The 23,575-nt window shown below is 70.6% G+C and carries 22 protein-coding genes; 10 read left to right on the top strand and 12 right to left on the bottom strand.

All coding sequences use genetic code 11. The features are described 5' to 3' along the window. Nucleotides 1-115: 115 nt before the first annotated feature. Nucleotides 116-1,177, bottom strand: coding sequence for a hypothetical protein (locus tag AABA78_RS10510; protein WP_338262831.1), 1,062 nt, complete (start codon nucleotides 1,175-1,177; stop codon nucleotides 116-118). 206 nt (nucleotides 1,178-1,383) lie between these two features. Here AABA78_RS10510 and AABA78_RS10505 point away from each other — a divergent pair, with 206 nt between their 5' ends. From AABA78_RS10505 to AABA78_RS10490, 4 genes are all read left to right on the top strand, one after another. Continuing rightward, nucleotides 1,384-3,936, top strand: coding sequence for a M1 family metallopeptidase (locus AABA78_RS10505; RefSeq protein ID WP_338262830.1), 2,553 nt, complete (start codon nucleotides 1,384-1,386; stop codon nucleotides 3,934-3,936). Nucleotides 3,937-4,049: 113 nt separating this feature from the next. Beyond that, nucleotides 4,050-5,192: an AAA family ATPase gene (locus AABA78_RS10500; RefSeq protein ID WP_338262829.1), complete on the top strand. Its 1,143-nt coding sequence runs from the start codon at nucleotides 4,050-4,052 to the stop codon at nucleotides 5,190-5,192. Beyond that, a complete protein-coding gene (locus tag AABA78_RS10495) occupies nucleotides 5,192-5,839 on the top strand; it encodes a DUF3226 domain-containing protein (protein WP_338262828.1) in 648 nt (215 codons plus the stop codon). The genes AABA78_RS10500 and AABA78_RS10495 overlap by 1 nt, the downstream gene beginning before the upstream one ends. Then, the gene (locus tag AABA78_RS10490) at nucleotides 5,836-7,194 is read left to right on the top strand and encodes a DUF6986 family protein (protein WP_338262827.1); all 1,359 of its coding nucleotides are present in this window, start codon (nucleotides 5,836-5,838) and stop codon (nucleotides 7,192-7,194) included. The genes AABA78_RS10495 and AABA78_RS10490 overlap by 4 nt, the downstream gene beginning before the upstream one ends. Here the strand turns inward: AABA78_RS10490 and AABA78_RS10485 are convergent. The 6 genes from AABA78_RS10485 to AABA78_RS10460 all read right to left on the bottom strand — a co-directional run bounded on the left by AABA78_RS10485 (nucleotide 7,186) and on the right by AABA78_RS10460 (nucleotide 14,409). After that, the gene (locus AABA78_RS10485) at nucleotides 7,186-8,259 is read right to left on the bottom strand and encodes a zinc ribbon domain-containing protein (protein ID WP_338262826.1); all 1,074 of its coding nucleotides are present in this window, start codon (nucleotides 8,257-8,259) and stop codon (nucleotides 7,186-7,188) included. The two genes, AABA78_RS10490 and AABA78_RS10485, sit on opposite strands and share 9 nt — an antisense overlap. Nucleotides 8,260-8,340: 81 nt before the next feature. Next, on the bottom strand, nucleotides 8,341-9,723 hold the full coding sequence (locus tag AABA78_RS10480) for a tail fiber domain-containing protein (RefSeq protein ID WP_338262825.1): 1,383 nt from the start codon (nucleotides 9,721-9,723) through the stop codon (nucleotides 8,341-8,343). A gap of 99 nt (nucleotides 9,724-9,822) precedes the next feature. Next, on the bottom strand, nucleotides 9,823-10,896 hold the full coding sequence (locus tag AABA78_RS10475) for a DUF2804 domain-containing protein (RefSeq protein ID WP_338262824.1): 1,074 nt from the start codon (nucleotides 10,894-10,896) through the stop codon (nucleotides 9,823-9,825). Nucleotides 10,897-10,991: 95 nt separating this feature from the next. Beyond that, nucleotides 10,992-12,164, bottom strand: a complete 1,173-nt coding sequence (locus AABA78_RS10470) for an ABC transporter permease (RefSeq protein ID WP_338262822.1) — start codon at nucleotides 12,162-12,164, stop codon at nucleotides 10,992-10,994. Then, complete coding sequence (locus tag AABA78_RS10465; RefSeq protein WP_120527397.1) at nucleotides 12,161-12,895, bottom strand: ABC transporter ATP-binding protein; 735 nt, start codon at nucleotides 12,893-12,895, stop codon at nucleotides 12,161-12,163. The genes AABA78_RS10470 and AABA78_RS10465 overlap by 4 nt, the downstream gene beginning before the upstream one ends. A gap of 14 nt (nucleotides 12,896-12,909) precedes the next feature. After that, nucleotides 12,910-14,409, bottom strand: a complete 1,500-nt coding sequence (locus tag AABA78_RS10460; RefSeq protein ID WP_338262821.1) for an alpha/beta hydrolase — start codon at nucleotides 14,407-14,409, stop codon at nucleotides 12,910-12,912. Nucleotides 14,410-14,546: 137 nt separating this feature from the next. Here AABA78_RS10460 and AABA78_RS10455 point away from each other — a divergent pair, with 137 nt between their 5' ends. The 5 genes from AABA78_RS10455 (at nucleotide 14,547) to AABA78_RS10435 (ending at nucleotide 17,819) form a co-directional block, all read left to right on the top strand. Then, nucleotides 14,547-15,389 carry an LEA/WHy family protein gene (locus tag AABA78_RS10455; RefSeq protein WP_338262820.1) on the top strand — a complete coding sequence of 281 codons (843 nt, stop codon included), beginning with the start codon at nucleotides 14,547-14,549 and terminating at the stop codon, nucleotides 15,387-15,389. Nucleotides 15,390-15,487: 98 nt separating this feature from the next. Further along, the gene (panD, locus tag AABA78_RS10450; protein WP_120527400.1) at nucleotides 15,488-15,880 is read left to right on the top strand and encodes an aspartate 1-decarboxylase; all 393 of its coding nucleotides are present in this window, start codon (nucleotides 15,488-15,490) and stop codon (nucleotides 15,878-15,880) included. Nucleotides 15,881-15,998: 118 nt separating this feature from the next. Then, complete coding sequence (locus tag AABA78_RS10445) at nucleotides 15,999-16,439, top strand: hypothetical protein (RefSeq protein ID WP_338262819.1); 441 nt, start codon at nucleotides 15,999-16,001, stop codon at nucleotides 16,437-16,439. 41 nt (nucleotides 16,440-16,480) lie between these two features. Further along, a complete protein-coding gene (locus AABA78_RS10440) occupies nucleotides 16,481-17,116 on the top strand; it encodes an EcsC family protein (RefSeq protein WP_171416038.1) in 636 nt (211 codons plus the stop codon). Nucleotides 17,117-17,279: 163 nt separating this feature from the next. Further along, entirely contained in the window at nucleotides 17,280-17,819 is a 540-nt protein-coding gene (locus AABA78_RS10435) for a MarR family transcriptional regulator (protein WP_171416040.1), read from the top strand. 6 nt (nucleotides 17,820-17,825) lie between these two features. Here AABA78_RS10435 and AABA78_RS10430 read toward each other — a convergent pair whose 3' ends face one another. Together AABA78_RS10430 and AABA78_RS10425 are read right to left on the bottom strand one after the other, a co-directional pair. Then, nucleotides 17,826-19,538, bottom strand: coding sequence for a carboxypeptidase regulatory-like domain-containing protein (locus AABA78_RS10430; protein ID WP_338262818.1), 1,713 nt, complete (start codon nucleotides 19,536-19,538; stop codon nucleotides 17,826-17,828). 6 nt (nucleotides 19,539-19,544) lie between these two features. Beyond that, nucleotides 19,545-20,390 (bottom strand): endonuclease/exonuclease/phosphatase family protein, encoded by an 846-nt coding sequence (locus tag AABA78_RS10425; protein WP_338262817.1) that lies wholly within the window; start codon nucleotides 20,388-20,390, stop codon nucleotides 19,545-19,547. Between the two features lie 367 nt (nucleotides 20,391-20,757). Between AABA78_RS10425 and AABA78_RS10420 the strand changes: the two genes are divergently transcribed. Further along, nucleotides 20,758-21,294 carry a Uma2 family endonuclease gene (locus AABA78_RS10420; RefSeq protein WP_338262816.1) on the top strand — a complete coding sequence of 179 codons (537 nt, stop codon included), beginning with the start codon at nucleotides 20,758-20,760 and terminating at the stop codon, nucleotides 21,292-21,294. A 63-nt stretch (nucleotides 21,295-21,357) separates the two neighbouring features. Here the strand turns inward: AABA78_RS10420 and trxA are convergent, their stop codons facing one another. From trxA to AABA78_RS10405, 3 genes are all read right to left on the bottom strand, one after another. Further along, entirely contained in the window at nucleotides 21,358-21,741 is a 384-nt protein-coding gene (trxA, locus tag AABA78_RS10415; protein ID WP_171416048.1) for a thioredoxin, read from the bottom strand. Nucleotides 21,742-21,750: 9 nt separating this feature from the next. Beyond that, the gene (locus AABA78_RS10410) at nucleotides 21,751-22,074 is read right to left on the bottom strand and encodes an FKBP-type peptidyl-prolyl cis-trans isomerase (protein WP_120527497.1); all 324 of its coding nucleotides are present in this window, start codon (nucleotides 22,072-22,074) and stop codon (nucleotides 21,751-21,753) included. Between the two features lie 180 nt (nucleotides 22,075-22,254). Further along, nucleotides 22,255-23,391 (bottom strand): hypothetical protein, encoded by a 1,137-nt coding sequence (locus tag AABA78_RS10405; RefSeq protein ID WP_338262815.1) that lies wholly within the window; start codon nucleotides 23,389-23,391, stop codon nucleotides 22,255-22,257. Nucleotides 23,392-23,575: the final 184 nt, after the last annotated feature.

Raw genomic sequence — 23,575 nt, 5'->3', positions numbered from 1 at the left:
CGTGCCCGGCCCTCGCGGCCTTGCGCGTGTCCACCTCACGACGGATGGCGCGCACCCGCCTGCATGCGGTGGGCAAGGAAGTTCCCACCCACGGCAACCGCGCGCCCTGGGGCCCTCAGTACATGACGGTGCCCGAGGAGCCCCGCCCTGCTCCGGGCCCCGAGGCCGCGTTGATGGGCTCGGCCTCCGTGCTCGCGGCGTTGTTCCACCGGCGCCCGGACGGCGACACCCGCATCCGGTCCGGCGGGGGCAGCTGGAACAGGTGTTCGTCATGGACGGTCGGCGGCGAGGGCGCCTCCACGTGCATCGGCGGCCCGCAGCCCTGGGTGGTGCATCCCGGGCTGAAGACCCCGTCGCCGGACGGCGTGCGCGCCGGTCCCCAGGTCCGCGTGGGCCGGGGCTGCATCCGGGCCGGAGGGTTGGCGGAGGGAACCCACCGCGGCTCGCTCTTCTCCCGGGCCTCCAGCGCGACCATCAGCGGCAGGGCCAGCCCCAGGAACGCGAGCTGCCCCAGGGCGCCGGGCAGCCGCGAACCCGGAGCGGGCAGCACCTGCGTGCGCAGGCTGGTGAAGATGAACACGCCGCCAATCCCCATGCTCAGCGCGAGCGCCACCCACGTCATGGCCTGCGCCGTGATGACGATGGAGGACAGGCGCCCGGTCGCGTTCTCGAGCATCGCCGTCCTCCCCGCCTGGAGCTTCCAGTCCGCCACCGGCCCGGCCATGCCATAGCCCACCACGCACGCCGCCACCCACACGGCGGCGCCATGCACCTCGCGCCGCAGGATCCAGCCCTGCGCCAGTCCCAGCACCAGGCCCATGCCCACGGGCGCCATCCTGGGGGACACGCCCAGGGCCCCGGCCAGCGCCTCCGAGCCCACCAGGCCCACCGCGACGCCCACCGCCGTCATCCCCACCCAGCCGGGCACCTGGAACCCCGCCCCGCGCAGCACGCGCGACTGCAAGGCCCCCAAGAGCGCGCCCACGCCCGCGAAGATGGCCAGCTCCGCCAGCCGGTGCACCACGCCCTTCTCCACCACGGACAGCCGCCAGAAGGCCGCCACGCGCAGGCCCTCCTCCAGCCCCTGGACGCAGCGCCCGCCCAGCTCCTGCGCGACGGACAGCCCCAGCACGGTGACCACCGCCAAGAGGACCACTCGGAAGAAACGGGAGACCATGGCCGGCAGTCTGCGCGAGGCCCGCGGTCCAAAGCCATCCACGGAGGCACCTCCCTGCTCGCCGGCCAACGGAGGTGTCGCCCCGTGGAGGTGGATGTACGGCGCGTCCCAACCCGGAGGGTCGGGGCGTGGAGGGCCGTGAAGCGCAGGACACTGGGAAATGGAGCACGGGCACAAGGCGCGGCCGGCGCTAGATTGCCGCCCCTATGGCGCATCCCACCGACGACAAGAACTTCCGCCTGCCCACCACCCTCCGGCCGCGCCGCTATCAGGCGACGGTGACGCTGGACCTGGAGGGGCGCAGCTTCACGGGTGAAGAGCGGGTGGAGCTGGAGCTGTCCCAGCCCACGACGGAGATCATCCTCCACGCCAACGCGCTGGAGCTGGGCGAGGTCACCCTGCGCGTGGGCAACGACGTGCGCAAGCCCGCGTCCAAGCGCGCATCTCCGGTGAGCGAGACGGTGGTGCTCACGTTCGATGCGCCCCTGCCGGCGGGCAGCGCCACGCTGGACGTGCTGTGGACGGGGCACTTCAGTGAAGGCCTGCGCGGCTTGTACGCGGCGGGCAAGGTGGCCGCCACGCAGTTCGAGGCCGCGGACGCGCGGCGGCTGTTCCCCTGCTTCGACGAGCCGGCCTTCAAGGCGCGCTGGGCGCTCACGGTGCGCGTGCCCGAAGGCCACACGGTGCTGGGCAACGGCCGGGTGGTGAAGGATGAGAAGGACGGGGCGCTGCGCAAGGTGACGTTCGAGGAGACGGAGCTGCTCAGCTCGTACCTCATCGCGCTGGTGGTGGGCCCGCTGGTGGGCACGCCGGAGGAGCAGGCCGAGGGCGTCCCGGTGCGCACGTGGGCGCTGCCGGAGAAGGCGCACCTGGCGAAGTTCGGGCAGGACGCGGCGCTCCAGGTGCTGCCGCGGCTGCGGGACTACTTCGGGCTGCCGTATGCCTTTGGCAAGGTGGACCAGGTGGGCATCCCGGACTTCGAGGCGGGCGCCATGGAGAACGCCGGCCTCATCACGTACCGGGAGGTGGCGCTGCTCTTGGACCCGGCCACCGCGCCACTGTCCGTGCAGAAGCGCGTGGCGGAGGTGGTGACGCACGAACTGGCGCACCAGTGGTTCGGCAACTGGGTGACGATGGTGTGGTGGGACGACCTCTGGCTCAACGAGGCGTTCGCGACGTGGATGGCTTTCAAAATCGTCGACCAGTGGCGGCCGGACTGGCGCATGTGGCTGGACTTCGACGCGCACCGCGCGAGCGCGCTGGCGCTGGACGCGCTCAAGTCCACGCACCCCATCCACGGGGAGGTGCGCAACGCGGGCGAGGCCGGGGAGAGCTTCGACGCCATCACCTACGAGAAGGGCGGCGCGGTGCTGCGGATGATTGAAGGGTTCCTCGGGGAGGGGCCCTTCCGCGAAGGCATCCGGCTGTACATGCGCAAGCACGCGCGCGCGAACGCGGTGAAGGAAGACCTGTGGAACGCGCTGGGGGAAGCGGCGAAGCAGCCGGTGAACGAGCTGGCCACCAAGTGGATTGGCCAGAGCGGCTTCCCGCTGGTGTCGGTGAAGCTGGAGGGGCGCAAGGTGGCGCTGTCGCAGCGGCGCTTCTACTCGGAGCCAGGGGTGAAGAGCCCGGAGACGTGGCCGGTGCCCATGGTGCTGCGCTTCGAGGACGCAAGCGGCGTGAAGGAGCAGCGCGTGCTCTTCCGCGACGCGCAGGCGACGGTGACGCTGGAGGGCGCGGGGGACGTGAAGTGGCTGTGCGCCAACGGCGGCTCCACGGGCTTCTACCGGGTGGCGTACGAGAAGCCGGCGCTGGACGCGCTGGCGGCGAACCTGGGGACGCTGGCGCCGTCGGAGCGCATCTCGCTCCTGGCGGACACGTGGGCGCTGGTGCGCGCGGGGCAGGCGCCGGTGGCGGACCTGCTGGACCTGGCGGCGCGCTTCGGGGACGAGGAGGACGAGGCGGTGCTGGACGAGCTCGTCGGGCGGCTGGGCTACATCGAGAACCGGCTGACGGACGGCGAGGACCAGGAGCGCTTCCGCCGGTGGGTGGAGGGGCTGTTGGGCGGCGGCCTGAAGAAGCTGGGCTGGCAGGCGGCGCAGGGCGAGCCGGACCGCGTGAAGCTGCGCCGCGCGGCGCTGGTGCGCGCGGTGGGCGGTCTGGCGCGCAGTCCGGAGGTGCTGGCGCAGGCGCGGCCGCTGGTGGCGCGGATGCTCCAGGGGGACAAGGCGGCGCTGGACGCGAACCTGCTGGACACGGCGGTGGGCATGGTGGCGCGCGCGGGCGACGCAACGCTCTTCGAGGACCTGCTGCAGCGGATGCCGAAGGAGCCGGACCCCGCGACGCAGCGGCGCTACCTGATGGCGCTCACGTCCTTCGAGGACGCGAAGCTGACGGAGCGGGCGCAGGGGCTGTTGTTCACGGAGACGGTGAAGACGCAGGACGTGGCGAGCTTCGCGACGGGCCTGTTGGGCAACCGCGCCGGGCGCGACGCCTGGTGGGAGCAGCTGCGGAAGCGCTGGAAGGACCTGGTGACGCGCACGGGAGCGGCGCCCATGCTGCTGCGCCGGGTGGTGGAAGGCCTGGGCCTGTTGCGCACGCGCGAGCACCTGGAGCAGGTGAAGGCGCTGCTCCAGGCGAACCCCATCCCGGAGGCGCAGCAGGCCACGGCGCAGACGCTGGAGCGGCTGGCGCAGGACGTGGCCCTGCGCGAGCGCGTGGCCCCGGAGGTGGCCGCGTGGCTGAAGCGCCGGCCGTGAGGCCCTGAAGGACGCCTCCGGCCGCGCATCTGGAAGTTGCGCGGCCGGGGGGTTCTGGGGATGGTTCGAGATGCCTCGGGGCTCACCCGAGGCGCATTGCTCGGGGCCCACCCGTGCGCCAGGACACCGCTGCCATGCCGCCCCCTTCCGCTCCCCTCCTCCCCTCGTTCCGCATCCAGGGGTTCCGAGCGTTCAGGGACCTGGAGATTCCGCGCCTGGGCCGCGTCAATCTGATCGTCGGCAAGAACAACGTGGGGAAGACCACGGTCCTGGAGGCACTCAAGGTCTATGCGGCGGGTTCAGAAGCTCCGTGGGAGATTCGGGAGCTGCTGGAACGCCGCCAGGAAATCCGCCGAGGATCACCCCGCGAGAAGACTTCTGCGCAGATTGATATTGAGCGCATCTTCTTCCAGCCCATATCGCCGGGCAGGCACGCATCCATCCACCTGGGTCCCTCGGACAAAGAGAAGCAACTTCACATCAACCCAATAGTTCTCAAAAAACCCACCGAGGAGCCTTCCTCCACTCAGGTCCGTCCCGAAGGCAAAGCCCAAGAAAGCGAAGAAGTCTGGCGGGTGAGCGTAGGAGGCACTGCCGTCCAGCATTTCTTTCCTCTCACAATCGGCAGTATCCCATCTAGCGAAGCTACGGCCATGCGCTATTGGGAATCGCGCCATGAAACAACAAACGTCCTGACTTGTGGCTATCTACCTGCCAGGGGGATTGATCGGATAAGCATCGGGGCACTTTGGGACAGCATCGTCCTGACTGCGAATGAGCAGTCCACACTTCAGGCTTTGCGGATCATCGCTCCAGATATCGAGCGCGTTTCTCTCGTTGAAGACCCCAGACAGCAAGGGGTGCGTTACGCGCTCATCGTCAGGAAGACTCGCTCTACCCCCGAGCCCCTTCACAGCATGGGCGACGGGATGAACCGCATCTTCGAACTCGCGCTGAGCCTCGTAAGCGCCAGGGATGGACTGTTCCTGATCGACGAAGTGGAGAACGGCGTCCACTACTCGGCCCAAGAACAGCTCTGGCGGTTCATCTTCGAGGCCGCCAGTCAGCTCAACGTGCAGGTCTTCGCCACCACGCACAGCTGGGACTGCATCTCTGCCTTCCAGAAGGCAGCGTCCTCCCATCCCGAGGACGGAATGCTGATCAGCCTCGCCCAGACGGATGGCGACATCAAAGCCACTGTCTTCAACGAGGGCGACCTGGAGATCATCACCCGGGAATCCATCGAGGTCCGCTGATGCCGCCCAAGCCAGAGCGGATCCTCCTGGTCGAAGGTGCGGAGGACCGCGAGGTCGTCTACCACCTCTGCAACCACCACAAGCTCGACAACAAGCAACACTTCGCCGTTGAGGCCAAGGACGGTTACGAGCGGCTGCGCGACGACTTGAAGGTCCGTCCGCGTGTTCCCGGCGTGAAGACCATCGGCGTCGTTGTCGACGCGGATGAAGACCTTGCCCACCGCTGGCAATCCCTCCGCGACGTGCTCGAGCACTCCGGCTACACCCAACTGCCAGGGCAGCCCGAAGCAGCCGGCATGATCATCCCCGCTCAAGGCACGCTGCCGCGTATCGGCATCTGGATGATGCCGGACAACCAGCTCACCGGAATCCTGGAGGACTTCCTCCAGCAGCTCGTCACGCAGGAAGACCCACTCCTGCCCGCGGCCTTCACGGCCCTGGACGCCCTTCCCGAGCGCCGCTTCAAGCCCACCTACCGTTCCAAGGCCGCCATCCACACCTGGCTCGCCTGGCAGCAAGAACCCGGCACGCCTCTCGGTCAGGCCGTGGCCAAGCACTACCTCCAAGCCAACCACGAACTCGCCCAGCGCTTCGTGACCTGGATGCGGCGCCTGTTCATCCCCGCTCCGGAAGCCCCCACCCCATGAAGACCACGCTCACGCCCGAAGCCTCCGCCGCCTCCCGTGAGGCCCTGCGCCGCGCCAACGTGGCGTTCGCCCATGCGTACCCGGGCGACTCCAATCGGCGCCAGCCCGTGCACACCGTCTACGGCGGCGCCCACCTCTTCCGCGCGGGCACCGCGCGGAAGATGGGGGACCTGGCGCTCGCGGCGCTGCGCGACCACGCCGCCGACGGCTCCCAGCTCGCCCATGGCCTGGGCCTGCCCCAGCGCGGCGGCTTCGCCCAGCGCGTCCATGACCGCGTCGTGGACAAGCTCCAGCGCGAGCCCGTGGAGGACTTCCGCATCGACTTCGAGGACGGCTACGGCCACCGCCCCGACACCGAAGAAGACGCCCACGCCGTCGCCGCCGCCACGGAGGTGGCTCGGGGCCTGGAGCAGGGCTCGCTCCCGCCGTTCATCGGCATCCGCGTGAAGTCCTTCACGGAAGAGCTCTACGCCCGCGCCTCGCGCACCCTGGACCTCTTCGTCACCACGCTGCTGGAGCAATCCGGTGGCAGATTGCCGCCGTCCTTCGTCGTCACCCTGCCCAAGGTCACCGTGCCCGAACAGGTGACCGCCCTGGCGAAGCTGCTGTCGGAGCTGGAATCCGCCCACCACCTGCCCCCCGGCGCGCTCTCGCTGGAGCTGATGGTGGAGACGCCCCAGGCCCTCTTCGACGCGCGCGGCCGGCCCCACCTGCGCTCGCTGGTGGAGGCCGGCGAGGGCCGCTGCTCCCACGTGCACCTGGGCGTCTACGACTACACCGCCGCCCTGGACGTCAGCGCGCACATGCAGCACATGCTCCACCCCGCCTGCGATTATCTGCGCGACACCGTGCAGGTGCTCCTCGCGGGCAGCGGCGTGCGCCTGTCCGACGGCGCCACCAACGTCATGCCCGTGGGCCCCCACCGCAAGCAGGGCGACACCGCGCTGCTCCCCACGCAGCTGCGCGAGAACACCGACGCCGTGCACCGCGCGTGGCAGGTGGCGTACCGGCACACGCGCCACTCGCTGGAGCGCGGCTACTACCAGGGCTGGGACCTGCACCCCGCCCAGCTCCCCGTGCGCTACGCCGCCGTCTACGCCTTCTTCCTGGAGGGCCTGGAGCCCGCGTCCCAGCGCCTCAAGGCCTTCGTGGACAAGGCCGCCCAGGCCACCCTGCTGGGCGACGTGTTCGACGACGCCGCCACCGGCCAGGGGCTGCTCAACTTCTTCCTGCGCGGGCTCGCCTGTGGGGCCCTCACGGAAGAGGAGGCCCGCGCCACCGGCCTGACGCTGGAGGAGCTGCGCAGCCGCTCCTTCCGCGCCATCGTCCAGGGCCGCGCGGACGCGTCACGCTGACGCGGGCGGCTGCCCCGGAGGCACCGCGCCGCGGGGCCCCTGCCACTCGCGCGCCACCGCCACGTCCACCGCGAGGATGCCCAGGAGGAACAGCCACGGCCCGGGCCGCGAGGACAGGCCCGTCAGCGCCCACACGGTGATGAGGCCCGCGAGCACCACCGGCACCACCGGAGGCAGCGCCTCCCGCGCGCGCCGCACCGACCCCAGCACGCCCAGCGCCAGCAGCCCCAGCACCACGCCCGTCGCGCCCAGCCGGCCGCGCCCCGTCCCCGCCCCCGGCACGGAGGACGGGAACACCAGCGCGTTGAACCTCCACGTGTCGTGGTCCTCGATCTCCTGGCCGAAGTTGTCGTCGATGGTGATGGTGCGCTCGCGCTGCAGGTGCGCCGTGGGCACCAGCGAGCCCGTCCACGCCGAACTCCACGGCAGCAGCAGCCCCAGCGCGCACGCGGCCACGCCCGCGAACACCCACCGCTTCAGCCGCACGTCCGAGGGCCGACGGGGGAGCGACGGCTCCGCCAGCGACGACGCCTTGAACGCCCGCCACTGCACGAAGCCCAGCACCACCGCCGCCAGCACCCACAACAGCGGCGCCACGCCCAGCCCCAGCGACAGGAACGCCTGCGTCACGGTGAGCGCGGTGAACATCGGCAGGAACGCCGGATGCGCGGCCCACGTCGCCGCCGGCGCCAGCGCGGGGGGCAGCTTCCGGCCCGCGGCCACCCACTCGCGCGCGCCCAGCATGCCGCTGCCCACCAGCATCAGCACCGCCCACGGCAGCCCCAGCCCGCCGTCGAAGAAGGGCAGCACGGGCACCACCACCGCCGCCGCCACCAGTCCGGAGCCGAGCAGCGGCAGCGAACCTCCCGGCAGTCGCTCGCGCAGCCTCGGGTCGTCCAGCACGTCCTGCACCGCGCGGCCCGCCGAGTCCGCCGCCTTCTGGGCCTTGTCCGCCACCTCGTCCATCACCGGCGACCCGGGCGCGTTCACGTCCCCGCCGCAGTGGGGACACGTCCGCGACGACAGGCCTTCAGGGAGCGGCTGACCACAGTGCGGGCAGGACATGGCGCGGAGTCCTCCTCAGGCGAAACCACGGGCGCGAAAGCCTACACCGCGCCCCCGGGCATCCATGAACCTCCCCGGCGCTCAGGGTTTCGAACCCTTCGCGTGCACGGCCGCCTCCAGACGCGACAGGCTGCGCTGGAGCTCCGCCATCTGCGCCTTGAGCGCGTCCACCTCCGCGCTCTTCGCGTTCAGCTCCTCCGTGCGCCGCGCCAGCGCCTGGATGGCCACCATGTTCACGCCGTCGATGTCCAGCAGGCCGATGCTCTTGTCATCCGTGCCCAGGCCGAACGCCGCGCGGAAGTCCTGCGCCACCGGGCCCACGTGGCGCACGCCGTCCGCCTCCGCCTTGTAGCGCCAGCTCTCCACCGGCATCGCGGCCACCTTCGCCAGCACGGCCTCCGCGTCCACGCGGCGGAAGTCCTCCTTCGTGGTCCGGTCCGACGTGCAGCTGAACGCGCCCGAGCCCGCCGGCAGGTCGCAGCCGGTGGTGAGGTTGCTGCTCGTGCGGAAGCGGAACCCACCGGACGCGCGCGCCATGAACTGGTTGCTCGCCGTGTTCGTCACCACGCCGGAGGTGGTGGACTGGTCCGCCCAGATGAAGGACCCGCTGAAGCCACCGGAGCCCGCGCGCTGCCCCAGCGCCGTCGAGTAGTCCGCGTCCGCGTTGGTGCGGTACCCCAGCGCCACCGCCCCCTGCCCCGAGGCCACGTTGGTGTAGCCCGCCGCCACGGAGGAGAAGCCGCTCGCGGTGGTGGAGGCGCCGACGGCGAAGGACGCGGTCCCGGTGGCCTTGTTGCTGGAGCCCATGCACACCGCGACCGTGGCGGACGCCGTGCACTGGTCGCCGAACGCGACGGAGCCGTACGCGCTGGCCAGCGTCTTGCTGCCGCCCGCCACGGACACGAAGCCGATGTTTGCCTCGTCCCACTCCGTGTCGGCGTGGCCCACGCGGAAGGCCGCCTTGAACGGGTGCCACATCATCCGGTCCCCGGCGCCCGTCATGGGGATGTTGCCAACCCCCTGCTCACCGCGCGCGAGCAGCCCGCCCGCGGAGTCCACCGTGAAGACCCGGTAGTTGTCCCACGTGGGCTCGTTGGTTCCGGACACGGTGTTCCGCACGCGCAACAGCGGCACCGTGTCCTTCGCGGACGCGCTCACGTCCTGGAACACCTCCGCGTTCGCCGTCAGCCGACCGCGCACCTGCCCCGTGCCCGCCACCGCGAACGACGCGTCCTGCGGCTCCGTCCCGTTGCGGATGCCCTGCCCCGCGGCGGCCAGGCGCGGATCATTCCCCTCCACCGCCGTGCCCGGCCCATTGCCGTAGACGACGCGCACGGCGTCACCCTCCAGCGCCAGCCCCGTGCCAATCTCCCGCTGCTGCGCGGGCGCAGGGTCGGAACCACACGCGCTGGTGACCAGACCCACGACACAGCCCAACGCGACGCCAGTTCCTCGGACGGACATGCGGTGCTCTCCAGGTGAAGTGCGCTCACACTGGCAAAGCACCGGGTCACAGACAACCCTGGACCTCCCCGCGAATCAGGCCGTCCAGGAGAACCGCACCTACCAGAGCATGTCCTGGTCCTCGGTGACGCCGGGGACGTTGGACAGCTTCAGCTCCTGGCCGCCCACGCGCAGGGTGCCCTCGAAGAAGCCCACGGGCTGGGCGAAGTGGCTCACGACGAGGCGCAGGTTGCGCTCCTCGCGGTGCACGTAGATGGGCTTGAAGCGCAGGTCCACGGCGCCGTCCTCCGTCGTCAGGCGCCACGGGTCCAGCAGCTCCTTCGCGTCGTACTCGAAGCGCGCGCGGCCTACCGGATAGAGCCGGTCGCCCAGCCAGACGGCGTTCTCGTTGGCCTGGGTGGCGCCCTCGTTGAAGCCCTCCACCAGGTTGAGTCCCACGGGCGTGCCGTCCGCCAGCCGTCCGGCCGCGAAGGCCCAGCGCCAGGCGGTGTGCCGCGCCAGGTAGCCCTGCGTGTAGTCCATGCCGCCCACGCCGCCGTCCAGCCGGAAGCGCCGGCCGCCCGCCTCCAGGCTGCCGAAGGCCAGGAGGCCGCTGCGCTTCTGGGTGACGTTGACCAGGCCGTCGCCCTCCACCGGCGCGATGACGGTGAGGGCCGGCGGGCCGCCCGCCACCAGGAGCTCGCCGTTCCACTGGAACGACTGGAGCGACTGCGTGCGCATGCGGCTGACGTCCACCTCCACCTGGTAGCGCTCGTCGGACTCGCCGCGCTTCACGGACATGCGCCCGCCCAGCGTGCGGAAGGCCGCCACGAGCCCCGCGCCCGGCTTGTCGCTCACCTCCGCGAGCGGCCCGGGCACGCCCAGGAAGCTCACGTCGCACAGGGGCCTCTTCTCCTGGAGGTCCACCGCCACCGCGAAGGCATTGGCCGTGTAGCCCAGGTCCACCACCGCGAAGAGGGCCGCCACCTCCTGCGTGGCGACGAAGGTGTAGTGCCAGCGCTTGCGCTTGAGCAGCCGCGTGGTGCGCCCCGGGGCCCACTTCCCCAGCAGCCGGGGCAGGTCCACCTCCGGCAGCTCTCCCTGGTACGTGCCGAACCGCGGTTCCCCTTCCGTGGAGGCCACCGAGGCCGGGGCGAAGGGCAGCAAGGCTTCTCGTTCACGCTCGAGCGTCATCTCGAAACATTGGACGGCACTTCGCTGGCGCTGTCACGCGAACACGCAGGCCAAGCGGCGCCCCGACGACACTCGGGACCCCGCGCGCCTGCCCGCTAGCTCCTGCCAAAGATGATGCGCTCCTGGGACAACAGACGCGTGGTGAAGCGCAGCGCCACCGCCGACACCGCCACGCAGGACACGAGCGCGAGCAGGAAGGGCACGGGCCCCAGCGACTCGCCGCGCATCACCTCGCCCGCGAGCAGCTCCTGCCCCAGCACCGGCACCGCGAACATCCACGTCTGCGTCTGGATGGGGGACAGGGCCAGCATCATCCCGGGCAGCGTGGGCAGCACCATCAGGAGCGACAGGTACGTCTGCGCCTCCTTGAACGACCGTGCATAGGTGGACACCCACATCTGCACGGCGGACGCGGCCAGCACCAGCGGCAGCACCGCGGCCAGCATGCCCAGCGCGGCCGGCGTGTCGAAGCGGGCGCGCACGCCCAGGTCCTCCAGCGGCACGCGCTTCACCACCAGGAAGTAGCCCACCAGACACAACAGCACGCCCGTGGCCGCCATGGCGCAGGTGGCCAGCCACTTGCCCGCCACCACCGCGCCGCGCGGGGCGGGGTTGAGCAGGAGGGGCTCCAGCGAGCCGCGCTCGCGCTCGCCGGCCATGGTGTCGCTGGCCAGCTGCATGCCGCCCGCGAACGCCGCCATCACCAGGAACAGCGGGATGGTGGTGAGCACCGTGGCCGCGGTGCGCTCCGGCGTGGACAAATCCAGCTCGTCCACGCGCACGGGCACCGCCAGCTCCGGGGACACGCCGCGCGCGAACAGGCGCTGGCTGCCGGTCTGCTGCGAGTACGCGCCCAGCATCCGCTGCGCGCGCTGCACGGACTGGCGGGCCTTGTTGCGCGAGCTGTCCACCACCAGCCGCACCGCGGCGGTGTGTCCGTCCGCGAAGTCCTGCGCGTAGTCGTCCGGCACCACCAGCACCACGTCCAGCTTGCCGGCCTGCACCAGCGCCTCGTAGTCCTTCGGGGCCTCCGACAGCTTCGCGCCGTAGCGCTCCAGGAAGGCCATCAGGCTGGGCGCGTGCTCGCGGCCCACCACGGGCATCTCCAGCGGCCGGTCCTGCCGGTACCAGGAGGCCATCACGTTGAACATCACCAGGAACACCAGCGGGCCCAAGAGCGGCCACATCACCGCGGAGCCCAGCGTGCGCTTGTCGCGCAGGTGGTCGAGCACCTCCTTGCGCAGCACCGTCCCGACCTGGCCCCTCATTCGCGCAACCCCTGCTCGCTGCCAATCACGCTCACGAAGGCTTCCTCCAGGCTGTCCTTGCCGGTGCTCGCGCGCAGCGCGTCCGCCGTCCCGTCCGCCACCACCCGCCCGCGCGCCACCACCACGATGCGGTCACACAGCGCGGCCACCTCCTGCATCACGTGGCTGGAGAACACCACGCAGCAGCCCTGCGCCTTCAGCTTGCGCAACAGCGTGCGCACGGACCGCGTGGCCATCACGTCCAGGCCGTTGGTGGGCTCGTCCAGCAGCACGTTGCGAGGCCCGTGCACCAACGCGCGCGCCAGCGCCACCTTCACGCGCTCGCCCTGGCTGAAGCCCTCCGTGCGCCGGTCCGCGATGTCCTTCATGTCCAGCAGCTCCACCAGCTCCTCCACGCGCGCATCCAGCGCCGCGCCGGACAGCCCGTGCAGCTCGCCGAAGTACCGCGCGTGTTCGCGCGCGGTGAGGCGCGGGTAGAGGCCGCGCGCGTCGGGCAGCACGCCCAGGGCCCTGCGGGCCACCTCCGGCTTCTGGGCCACGTCCACGCCGTCCACGGTGGCGGTGCCGCCATCCGGGCGCACCAGCGTGTAGAGCATTCGCAGCGTCGTCGTCTTGCCCGCGCCGTTGGGGCCCAAGAGGCCCGTGATGACGCCGTCCTCCGCGGTGAAGGACACGTCGTGCACGGCCGTCACGGAGCCGAAGCGCTTGTGCAGGTTCCTGGCTTCAATCATGGGCGCGTGAAGTCCTACGGCACGGGGCCAGCGAAGGAGGTGAAGAAGGGCGGCCGCTTGAGGCCCGCGCCACAGTCCGGCGTCAGGCCCTCCACGCTGCCGCGCGTGAGCACCTCCGCCATCAGCGTGCGCGCGCAGTCCGCGCCCACCGTGTTGTGCCCCAGCCCCGGCACCACCACGTGCAGGCTGTGCGTCAGCGTCCGCTTCGCCTCCTCGCCCCAGGGCGGCGGCGTCACGGGGTCCAGCTCGCCGGACAACAGCAGCGTGGGGATGTCCGACTTCACCGGCTCGCGGAAGCTCTTCGGCACGTTCGCCTGCGGCCACTTCGAGCACGCGCGCTTCACGTCCAGCGCCATGCGCGGGCCGAACCAAGTGCCCTTCGCCTCGCGCTCGGCGTCCTCCTCCGTGAAGAAGGGCGCGTCCTCCGCGCACACCACCGCCATGAACATGCCGCGGCTGGTGGTGCGGGCCACTTCATCCGTGAGCCCCAGGGACAGCGCGACGAAGGACGTCCAGTCATCCTTCGTGGCGCGGTCCAGCATCAGCGGCACCAGCGACGCGACGTCCGGGCTGTAGAGCAGCGAGAACAGCTCCGACAGGAAGACGCGCCGGGTGAGCGTGAAGTCCTCCGGCACGCCCGTGCGCGGGTGCGCCAGGTGCACCTTCGCGGGCGCGGCCTCCAGCCTCGCGAGCAGTCCTTCCGTGCGGGCGCGCAGGTCCGGGTACGCCTTCGCGCAGACGCTGTCCTTCGCGCACGCCTCCAGCAGCAGGTCCAGGGCGCGCTGGCCGTCGCGCGCGGCGTACAGCGGCAGGTACTGCCCCATGGGGGCCACGCCATCCAGGATGGCGGTGCGCACGCGGTCCGGGTGCTGGCGCATGTACACCAGCGCCGCGCGCGTCCCGTAGGAGATGCCCCACAGGTTCACCTGCCGGTAGCCCAGCGCCGCGCGCACGTCGTCCAGGTCGTCCATCGCGATGGACGTGGTGTAGAGCCGCTCGTCCGCGTCCCAGCCCTTGCGGCACTGGGGAATCACGTCCGCGTCCTCGCGGTCCTCGAAGCGCTCCGCCAGCGACGTGCGCGACGGGTTCATCGCCTCGCAGTCCAGCGGGTGCGAGTCCCCCGTGCCGCGCTGATCCACGAACACGATGTCGCGCTGGCGCCGGATGCGCTCCAGCGCCGGCAGGATGCGCGTGCGGGACGCCGCCTGCCCGGGGCCGCCCGCGAGGAAGAACAGCGGATCCTCCTTCGGCTGCGACGCGAGCGCGGGCACCACCACCACGCGCAGGGAGATCTTGCGCCCCTTCGCCGCGGCCCGGTCCTCGAAGACCTCCAGCGTGCCGCACAGCGTCTGCGCGGCCACCCCGTCCAGCCGGCACGGCTTCAGGGCCATCTGCCGCGCGCTACCGGGCCCGGCGGAGTCAGGCTCGGCGCCCGAGGACTTCGAGCAGCCCGTGAGTGACAGCGCCGCCAGCACCGCCAGCGCAAGGGGGTGAGACAAGATACCACCTGTCACGAGGGGCCAACCTCCAGCACGGGGGAGTCCCCCTGGCGCATACCATTGGCGTGCCGAAGGTGCACCCGTCACAGCCCCGACACGCGCGGCGATTGAATCCGCGCGAACGCGGGGCGTCCTCTGCTACGCCCATGCCCATGAAGAAACAGAAACGCGCGTTCCTGGTCCTCTTCGCCCTGTCGCTCACCACGCTCTCCGGCTGCGCCGCGCTGCAGAGCCTGCTCAACGGCGCCTTCAAGAAGCCCACGCTGAAGTTCAAGACGGCCCGGCTGTCGAGCGCATCCCTGTCCGACGCCACGGTGGACCTGGTCTATGAGCTGGACAACCCCAACAGCCTGGGCCTGAAGCTGGCGTCGGTGGACTACGCCTTCTTCGTGGAGGGCAAGCAGCTGGTGGCCGGCAAGCCGAGAGAGGGCCTGAACCTCAAGTCCAACAGCAAGAGCCAGATTGTCTTCCCCGCCAACGTGAAGTTCGCGGACATCGCGCCGGTGGTGACCACGTTCCTCAACAAGGACGTGGCGGCCTTCAAGGCGCAGGGCTCGCTGGGCATCCAGACGCCGCTGGGCGTGCTGAAGTTCCCCCTGGAGAAGGAGGGCACGTTCCCCGTCCCCAAGATTCCCCAGGTGCAGTTCCAGGCGCCGCGCATCACGAACATCACCATCAGCGGGGCCACGGTGGAGTTCCCCCTGGCCATCACCAACCGCAACGCCTTCCCCCTGCCCGTGGCGGGCATCACCGGGGCGCTCAAGGTGGCGGGCGCCAACGTGGGCAACCTGTCCACGGGCAACCTGGGCATGCTGGACGGCAGCGGGACCAAGCAGGTGACGCTGCCGCTCACCATCAACTTCGCGAGCGCCGCGTCCGCGGCCATGGCGCTGCGCTCGGGCGGCAACGCGCAGGTGAGCCTGACGGGCAACCTGACGTCGGACGCGCAGTCCGTGCCCCTGAACCTGAGCCAGCTGGTGAATTTCACGAAGTAGGCAGGGCATGCAGGGAGGCGGGCGGTGCGTGGGACACCGGGGATGTTGTCCCCGGGCAGGGGAGCCGTTACGGTTGCGCCGCTTCCCGAGGGCCCCCCATGCGCCGCATCCTCTTCAAGTCCAAGATCCACCGCGCGACGGTGACCCAGGCCGACCTCGACTACGAGGGTTCGGTGACCATCGACAAAGACCTGCTGAAGGCGGCGGACATCCTCCCCTTCGAGAAGGTCGCGGTGTGGAACGTCACGCGCGGCACCCGTCTGGAGACGTACGCCCTGGAGGGCGAGTCCGGCAGCGGCGTCATCTGCATCAACGGCGCCGCCGCGCACCTGAACCAGCCGGGCGACCTGGTCATCCTGGCCACCTTCGCGGAGGTCGAGGAGGCGGAGGTCGCGAACTGGAAGCCCACGGTCGTCTTCGTGGACGGCAAGAACCGGGCGGTCCCTGGCGTCACCGAGGAAATCCCCGGGCCCGCGCGCCGTATCGCGTAGGGACGCTGTAGGGCCCCTGGCGGCACCTTTTGCCGCCCCCTGCCCTGTCTGCCATGCTTCCCGCCTTTCCTTGCAGGCGCGGGGGCGCGGCGACGCGCGTCCCGGAGGCGATGACGCGATGAGGTGGACGTGGCCGGGCCTGGTGGCCCTGGTGGCGGTGGCGGGGTGCAAGCAGGTGGGCCCGTATCAGCGCGACCCCAACGAGGAGGACGCGTTCGTCTCCAACGTGCCGGTCATCCGGGCGCCCGCGCAGGACCGCTGCGCGGCGCTGGGGAAGGCCTCCGTGCGCGGCAGCTGTGACGACGCCCTCTACCTGGCCCAGGAGTACAGCCGGCGCCTGGCGGTGGGGGACGAGGTGTGCCTGGAGGGCGGCTTCGGCGAGGAGCCCGGCGCGGCGTGCAAGGCGCGCGCGGCGGTCATCGACACGGGGCCCAACCGGGTGAAGCTGGAGGTGCGCTCGGCGCGTCCGGACTCGCGGTGGTTCAAGTCGGAGATGCGACACGCCTGGTACGAAGAGGGCGCGCTCGTGGACCTGTACCTGGCGGAACGGGGTTACTAGAGACGACCGGCCGCGCGCATCGCGGCCCAAAGGAGGAGGACATGGCCTTCTACGACGGCGTGACGGAGCGGCTGGGCTTCATGAAGAAGCTGACCCCCGCGGAGCTGAAGAAGCTGGGGGCGCTGCGGCTGTCGGACCTCATCCAGGGGGAGATTGGCCGGGCGCGCGTGCGCGTGGCGGCGCTGGAGAAGCGCTACCCGTCCGCGACGACCAAGGAGCTGGCGCAGCGGCTGGTGGATGAGAAGAAGAGCCTCGCGAGCATGGTGGGCGGCGTGAGCGGCGTGTTCGGGCTCATCTCGCTGCCGGCGGACCTGACGTTCATGGCGTACCTGCAGATCGTCCTGCTCACGGACGTGGCCACGCTCTACAAGGCGAACCTCAAGACGGAGCGCGCGCGGGGGGAGCTGCTGGACCTGTTCGGCTACGCCAACGGGCTGGGGCCGCTGCACCGCTCCGGCCCGAAGGTGCTGGGGAAGCTGGCGGCGCTGCTGCTCGCGAAGGGCGGCATGACGACGCTGGGCCGCGCGATGCCGCTGGTCGCGGCGCCCATCACCGCGTACCTCAACAACCAGCACATCCAGATGGTGGGTGAGCAGGCCGTGCGCTTCTACGAAGGCTTCGACAAGGCGCACGCCAAGGCGAGGACCGCGAAGCGCAAGGCGGCGAGCGGAGAGTAGACGCCCTCCCAGCAGGGCCCGCGGAAATCCGGTCAGAAACCGGAGCGATATGTCCGTCACGTATTCCCGTTGTGTCCTTGGCGGGACCTTGGAGCCCGCGGGATGCCGGGAGCGATGCCCGCGGAGCCGGACGCGGGAGCGAGTCCACGGCACGGAGGGGTGCATGACGGAACTCTCGGTGGATGTGCGCGTGCAGGTGGCGCGGTGGCGGAACCTCCTCGTGGACGCGGCCCGCTGCGGCTCGCTGGCGAGCCCGCTGGCCGCCCTGTCCCATCCCCACTGGGAGCCGATGGAACTCCAGGCGCTCTGGTGGCTGCGCGCGGAGAGCCTGCTGCCCGTGGGCGTGCTGGCCATGCGCCTGGGAGGACTCGCCATGCCGCGCCTGAGCCGGCTGGTGGACCGCCTGGAAGCGGGCGGCCTCGTGCGCCGCGAGCGCTCCGTGCGGCATGACCGGCGGCGCGTGCGCGTGCGCCTCACCGAAGCGGGCCATGCACTGACGGACGAGCTCAACGCGCAGGTGCAGGAGCGCATGGCGAAGCTGCTGTCCCCGCTCCAGGGCGAGACGCGCAGCGCGCTGATGGACATCCTGGAGCTGTGGGTGCAGGCCCTCACCGTCCAGGCCCGCACCGCGGAGGAAGTGGCCGAGGAGAACGCCGAGCTGGCCAGCGTCCCCGACGAGCTTCTAAGGGCCTCGGCCGCCTGACGAAGCCTACAGCCGTACCTCGACGATGCCCGAGGTGCGGCAGGCCTCCGCGCCGTCGCCTTCCCATTCGTTCCCTACGCCCTGCACGAACATCGGCAGCGCGTCGGAGGTCACGGTCCCCATCCGCCAGCGCCCCGCGCTGTCTGTCTCCCCGCGCACGGGAGGCATCGAACGGTACTGCCCGCCCACCATCACCAGGGCTCCCGCCACGGGGCGTCCCTGATGGGTGACGTGAACCTCACAGGAGGAATCGACGGACGGCGCGGGCGACAGCCGCACGTCCACGGTCGTGTCGTCCGCGCCCACCTGCGCCACGCTGCTCGGCCTTGACGCGTACGGCGTTGACGCGACCTGGACACGGTAGGTGCCGGTCTCCAGCAGGGACACCGCGACGCCGTCCTCCTCCGGGACGAACTTCTGCGAGGGCACCGCGCTCCACAGGCCCTGCGCGTCGCGGCGCTCCAGCAGGTACACCGGATAGGGCCGCTCCGAGCGCTCCTTCAACTGCGCCCGCGTGAAGCCATCCATCCGCACCACCAGCCACCGGTACACCGGCACGCGCCACTCCACGTCCACCGTGTCCGGCATCCCTTCCGTGGGCGTGAAGTCGAAGTCCCACATCGAAGGCGCCTCGGGACGACCGTCCTCCTCCATCCCCAGCCAGACGTTGAAGCGCGTCGCGCGCCAGGCCGGCACGTTGGGAATCGTGAAGCGTCCGTCCGCGTCCACCGGCTCCTCTCCGCCCACCCAGCCCACCATCCGCCCGGCGGGCCGGGGCGTGTTCCCCAGCAACACCCGTCCACGCAGGGTGACCGAGCGGCTCATGCCTTCAGGGAACAGCCGCGCCACGTCCAGCGTCACCGGGTTCACGGTGCCCTCACGCAGGGGCACCTCGACCGGACCGCCCTCGCGTCCCGAGGGCGCGCGCAACCACAGCCGCACCGCTCGATCCGGAGGCAGCGGCGCCAGCCGTGTGTCCGCGTCCGAGCGCAGCGGCACCGGCGTCCCATTCACGAGCGCCCATCCCAGGTCCGGGTTCACGAGCGCCAGCACCGGCTGCAGGGCACTGGCCCGCTCGGCGTCATGGGGATCCACGTCGCGCTCGATGCGCACGGAGAATGTCCCTTGCGTGTTCCGCGCACCGTCCAGCCGGATGCTCACGCCCGTGGGCCGGTTCGCGCGCAGCACGCCCGCGTCCAGCGTGCCCGTCGTCGGCAGTGCCGTGCCCGGCACGAAGTCCGCCCACCAGAAGGTCCCGTCCGGTTCGAACGCGACCACCTGGTAGCGCGGCGCGGGGGGCACCGCGACGGGCCCCACCACACCGCCCCGCGAAGAGGCGCTGACGGGTGCCTTCATCCATTCGCGCACGTTGGCCAGGTCCTCCAGGCTCGAGGGTCCCACGATGTTGAGCGCCTTCTGCCGCTTCTCCTCCTCCCACCACCCCTCGTCCCCCTCGACGACGAACGCCGCGCCCACGCGCGCCTCGCCCGCGAAGGGATGCGCCCCCTCCAGCGTCGCCGTCAGCCACAGGCCCGCGTCCGGTGCCTCCACTGTCTCCAGCGGAGGAACCACGTCCGGCACACCGGCGTCCTCGACGCGCGTGAGCACGACGGGACGCGGGGGCGGCAAGGCCACGGGCTCCGAACGCAACAGCATCCACGCGCCCACGCCGAGCAGCAGCACCACCATCGTCCCACACAGGACCCGCTTCAAGCGCATGCGTCGTCAGTCCGTGTCGCTGGTGGAGTACAGGGACAGCCACACCGGCGCGTGGTCCGACAGCCGGGTGACGTAGTCCACCGTGTTCGCGATGTAGTCCCGACCCGTGCTGGAGAACTCCGTCACGTAGCTGTCCTGCATCCAGAAGTGATCATAGGCGTTGGCGTAGCCGCCGGACGTGTTCAGCGTGGTGGCCACGTCCAGCTTGCACGTCACCGCGGGCGACACGGCCTTCAGCTGGCTCCAGGACGCGTGGGTGCAGGCCATGTTGTGGTCGCCCAGGAGGATGACGTCCTGGTCCGCGCCGCTCGCGGCCTGCACGGACGCGAACACCCCGTCGATGGCCTGCGCCTCCAGCGTGCGGTCCGTCGCCGTGCCCCACACCGCGTGCCAGTTGAGGAAGGTGTAGTCCGCGCCCGTGGGCACGTGGCGCACCTTCACCACCTGCGGCTCGCGCTCGAACAGGTCCCCCGTGTCCGTCCACACCGTGGAGGACAGTAGCGACACCGTGTCCGTCCGGTACAGCACCGCGTAGGACTCCTTGTAGGACGACCGGCCGATGAGCGGCGTCACCACCGCCGTCCACGTCACCCCGGACACCTGCGTCAGGTTCTGCGCGATGGCCGTCGCCGCCGCCGCGTCCATCACCTCCTGGAGGAACACCAGGTCACAGCCGTTGTTGGACGTGCTGTTCGCGCCGAACTGGTTCCACAGCTGCTTCGCGTCATCCAGGTACGACTGCTCCGCGGCCCAGCCCTCGTGGCGGAGGTTCCAGCTCACCACCCGGAGGTACGAGCCCGCCTGCGCCAACGCGGGGAGCACCAGCACCGTCAACACCAGGACTCGCGACAAGAAGGACGACCCTCTCATTTCACGGCACCTCGGGGCCTGCGGGACAAAAAGCGCCCCATCTTCGACACGCCGGAGCCCCAGGAGAAGACCTCCTGCGTGGAATCGAGGTGACGACCTCCCCCTGCACGACACTCCCCGGACGCCCTCCAGTCAATGCAAGTTCATTGCATCTGAAACCGGATGACCGCTGCCGCAGGCGCGCTTCCGCTCCATCCAGTTCGTGCTGGAGCGTGAATCGCAAGCCCCACACGACCCGCGGGAAGGGCGTGCGTCCACCAGGACAAGGTGGGCCGCCCTGGCGGTCCAATGCCGCGGTGGAAGCTGCCCGCTACGGTGACGGTCTCTCTCGGACTCGGAGGCCCACCGCATGCGCAACGCAGCGACCCGCAGGATGCTCGCCCCTTACGAGGAAGTGCAGACATTGCCCCACTACCTGGTGGGCGAGGCGCTCGATGGCGTCCTCTACGTCTCGTCGCCGCCCATCGCGCGCAAGCAGGGCCTGACGCCGCTGCTGGGCCGCGCGCCGGAGGGCTGGTGGTGGACCGCCGAGCCCCGGCTGCTGCTGGGCCAGGACGTGCTCGTGCCGGACATGGCGGGCTGGGTGGGGGGACGGCCGCCGACGCTGCCCGACGGCGCGTTCATCGACCGCGTGCCGGATTGGATCTGCGAGGTGCTGACCCCCGCCACCGCGAAGCTGGACCTGGCCGCCAAGCTGCCGCGCTACGCCCGCGCGGGCATCCGCAACGCCTGGGTCATCAACCCCGTGCACCGCGTGGTGGAGGTGTTCCGCCAGGAAGGCGAGCGCTGGGTGTTGATGAAGAGCTTCGTCGGCGAGGAGCAGGTGCGCGTCGAACCCTTCGAGCGCGTGGACCTCCAGCTGTCGCCGTTCTGGACCCAGGACTGAGCCCCCTGCCCGTCGCCGCGCCGTAGGGCCTTCCCCTTGTGGAAGGAAGGCCCCGGCGGGACGTCAGGCCTTGGGCGCTTCCTTGGAGGCGCGCTGCGCTTCGACCTCGCGCCGCACGTCGTCCATGTTCAGCGCGCGGACCTGCCGGATGAGGTCCTCCAGCGCCGCCTTGGGCAGCGCGCCCGGCTGGTCGAACAGGAGGATGCCGTCACGGAACACCATCAGCGTGGGCATGGCGCGGACCTCGAAGGCCCCCGCCAGCTCCGGCTGCGCGTCGACGTCGATCTTCCCGAAGACGATGTCCTGATGGGTCTCCGATGAGGTCTTGTACACGGGCTCGAACGCCTTGCAGGGCCCGCACCAGGTCGCCCACCAGTCCAGGATGACGATGCCGCCCTTGCCCACCGTCTCCTTGAAGTTGTCCTTCGTGATCTCGAGCGTCGCCATGATGACCTCCTAACGAACGTCCAACAGTTCCACCTCGAAAAGGAGGGTGGCGTTGGGGGGAATCACACCGGCCGCGCCGCGCGAGCCGTACCCCAGCTCCGGCGGGATGGTGAGCTTGCGGACGCCGCCCACCTTCATGCCCGCGACGCCCTGGTCCCAGCCCTGGATGACCTGGCCCGCGCCCAGCGAGAAGGTGAAGCCCTGCCCGCGGTCCCGGCTGCTGTCGAACTTCTTGCCGTCGGTGAGCGTGCCCACGTAGTGGACCGTCACCCGCTTGCCCGCGACCGCTTCCGTGCCGGTCCCGACCTTCACGTCTTCCGTCTTCAAGCTCATGCAGGCTCCTCGGCGGGAATCCGCCATGGAAAAATGCGCACTCTAACGCCGGGCGAAGCCTCCTGCCTCCTTGAAAGCCCGGCCCCCGCGCCGGAATAAAAAAGTGACGGCGGGGCTCCGGATGATTCCGGAGACCCCGCCGCCCGCTCCTGCCATGGAGGCCGTGACTGAAACTTCAGGTCAGAACGTGCCACCCACGTTCAGCGTGGTGGTGTAGCTGCCGCCGCCCGACGGGTCGCTGCCGCCCGGATCGATGTCCGGAGCGAACTGCTTGTCGAACAGGAAGTTGTAGTAGCCACGCAGGTCCGCCGTGAAGTGGCCGAAGTGGCCGCGCACGCCCACGCCCGCCGGCACGTTGCCCACGGTGTCGTCGCTGTAGCCGAGCGCCTCACCGCCACGGAAGTGGTAGTTGCTGATGCCGATGCCGCCCAGCAGGTACGGCTGCACCGCCGTCGGCGCGATGGCGAGCGTCAGGGCCGCCTGACCACCGTTGCGCACCAGGTCCGGGCCGCTGTCCGCACCCGCGGCGCCCGCGTCCTTGATGTTGTTCAAGGCACCGGAGTAGCCGACCTCGACGCCCAGGACGGACGTCGGCTTGAGCGACGCCGTCACGGCCGCGGAGGGGCCGGGGGCGAGCTGCGGAGCCAGGGCGCCGGTGTAGCCTTCCACACCGCCACCGATGAGGAGCGTCAGACCCTTGTTCTTGTTCTTGTTCTTCTTCTCCACCTCCAGCGGCTGGACCTCATTGGCCGACGCCGTGGGCGTGTAGCTCGGAGGAGGCGTGCTCATGCCGCTGCCGCCCGTGGCCTCATGGCCAGACAGTGAGCTGTCCTGCTGGCTCATGCCGCCGCTGCTGGAGCCGGACGGAGGCGGAGGCGGAGGCGCGGGGGGCTCGACCGCGGGAGGCGGAGGAGTCGGCTCGGTCTGCGGCGTGATGCCACTGGCGCCGCTGCCGCCCGTACCGGACTGGTTGTTCACCGGCTCGCACCGCAGCGGCATGTTCAGGTACACCGCGCCGCTGCCGCCCGTGCCACTCGCGCTGGGGCTGCTCAGGCCCTGGTCGCTGGTGCCCAGGTTCTTCGAGGAGCCCTCCATCGACGACCCGGACTGGCCGCTGCCGCCCGTGCCTTGAAGCGATTCATCCACCGGCGCTTCCTCGATGGTGAGGTCCTCCTCCTGAACGTTGCCCTGGGAAGACTGCGCCGACTTGTCCTTGGGGACCGCGGTCTGCCCTGGAGGGCAATCCTTCTCCGCCGCACCTGCGCCCGTCCCATACATGAGCGCCGCGATGGCGCCCGCCAGAATCTTTGCTTTCATCCAACCCTCCATCGTCGACTGACTGACATGAAGGTTGTCGTGCGAGGGACGTCCGGCAAGCCTTGCGCGGAAGGTCAAAGACAGCTGACCTGCCCGTCCCCCCTCCAGGGGAGGAGGCGTGGCTTCAGAGCCACTTCACGGGGGCGGAGGGCCCGGACGCCCCCCTGCCCAGCGTCAAATACAG

The sequence above is a fragment of the Corallococcus caeni genome (genome assembly GCF_036245865.1).
Classification (GTDB): Bacteria; Myxococcota; Myxococcia; order Myxococcales; family Myxococcaceae; genus Corallococcus; species Corallococcus caeni.
Note: the sequence above shows the minus strand (reverse complement) of the source record. Positions and strands in the feature narration are given on the sequence as shown.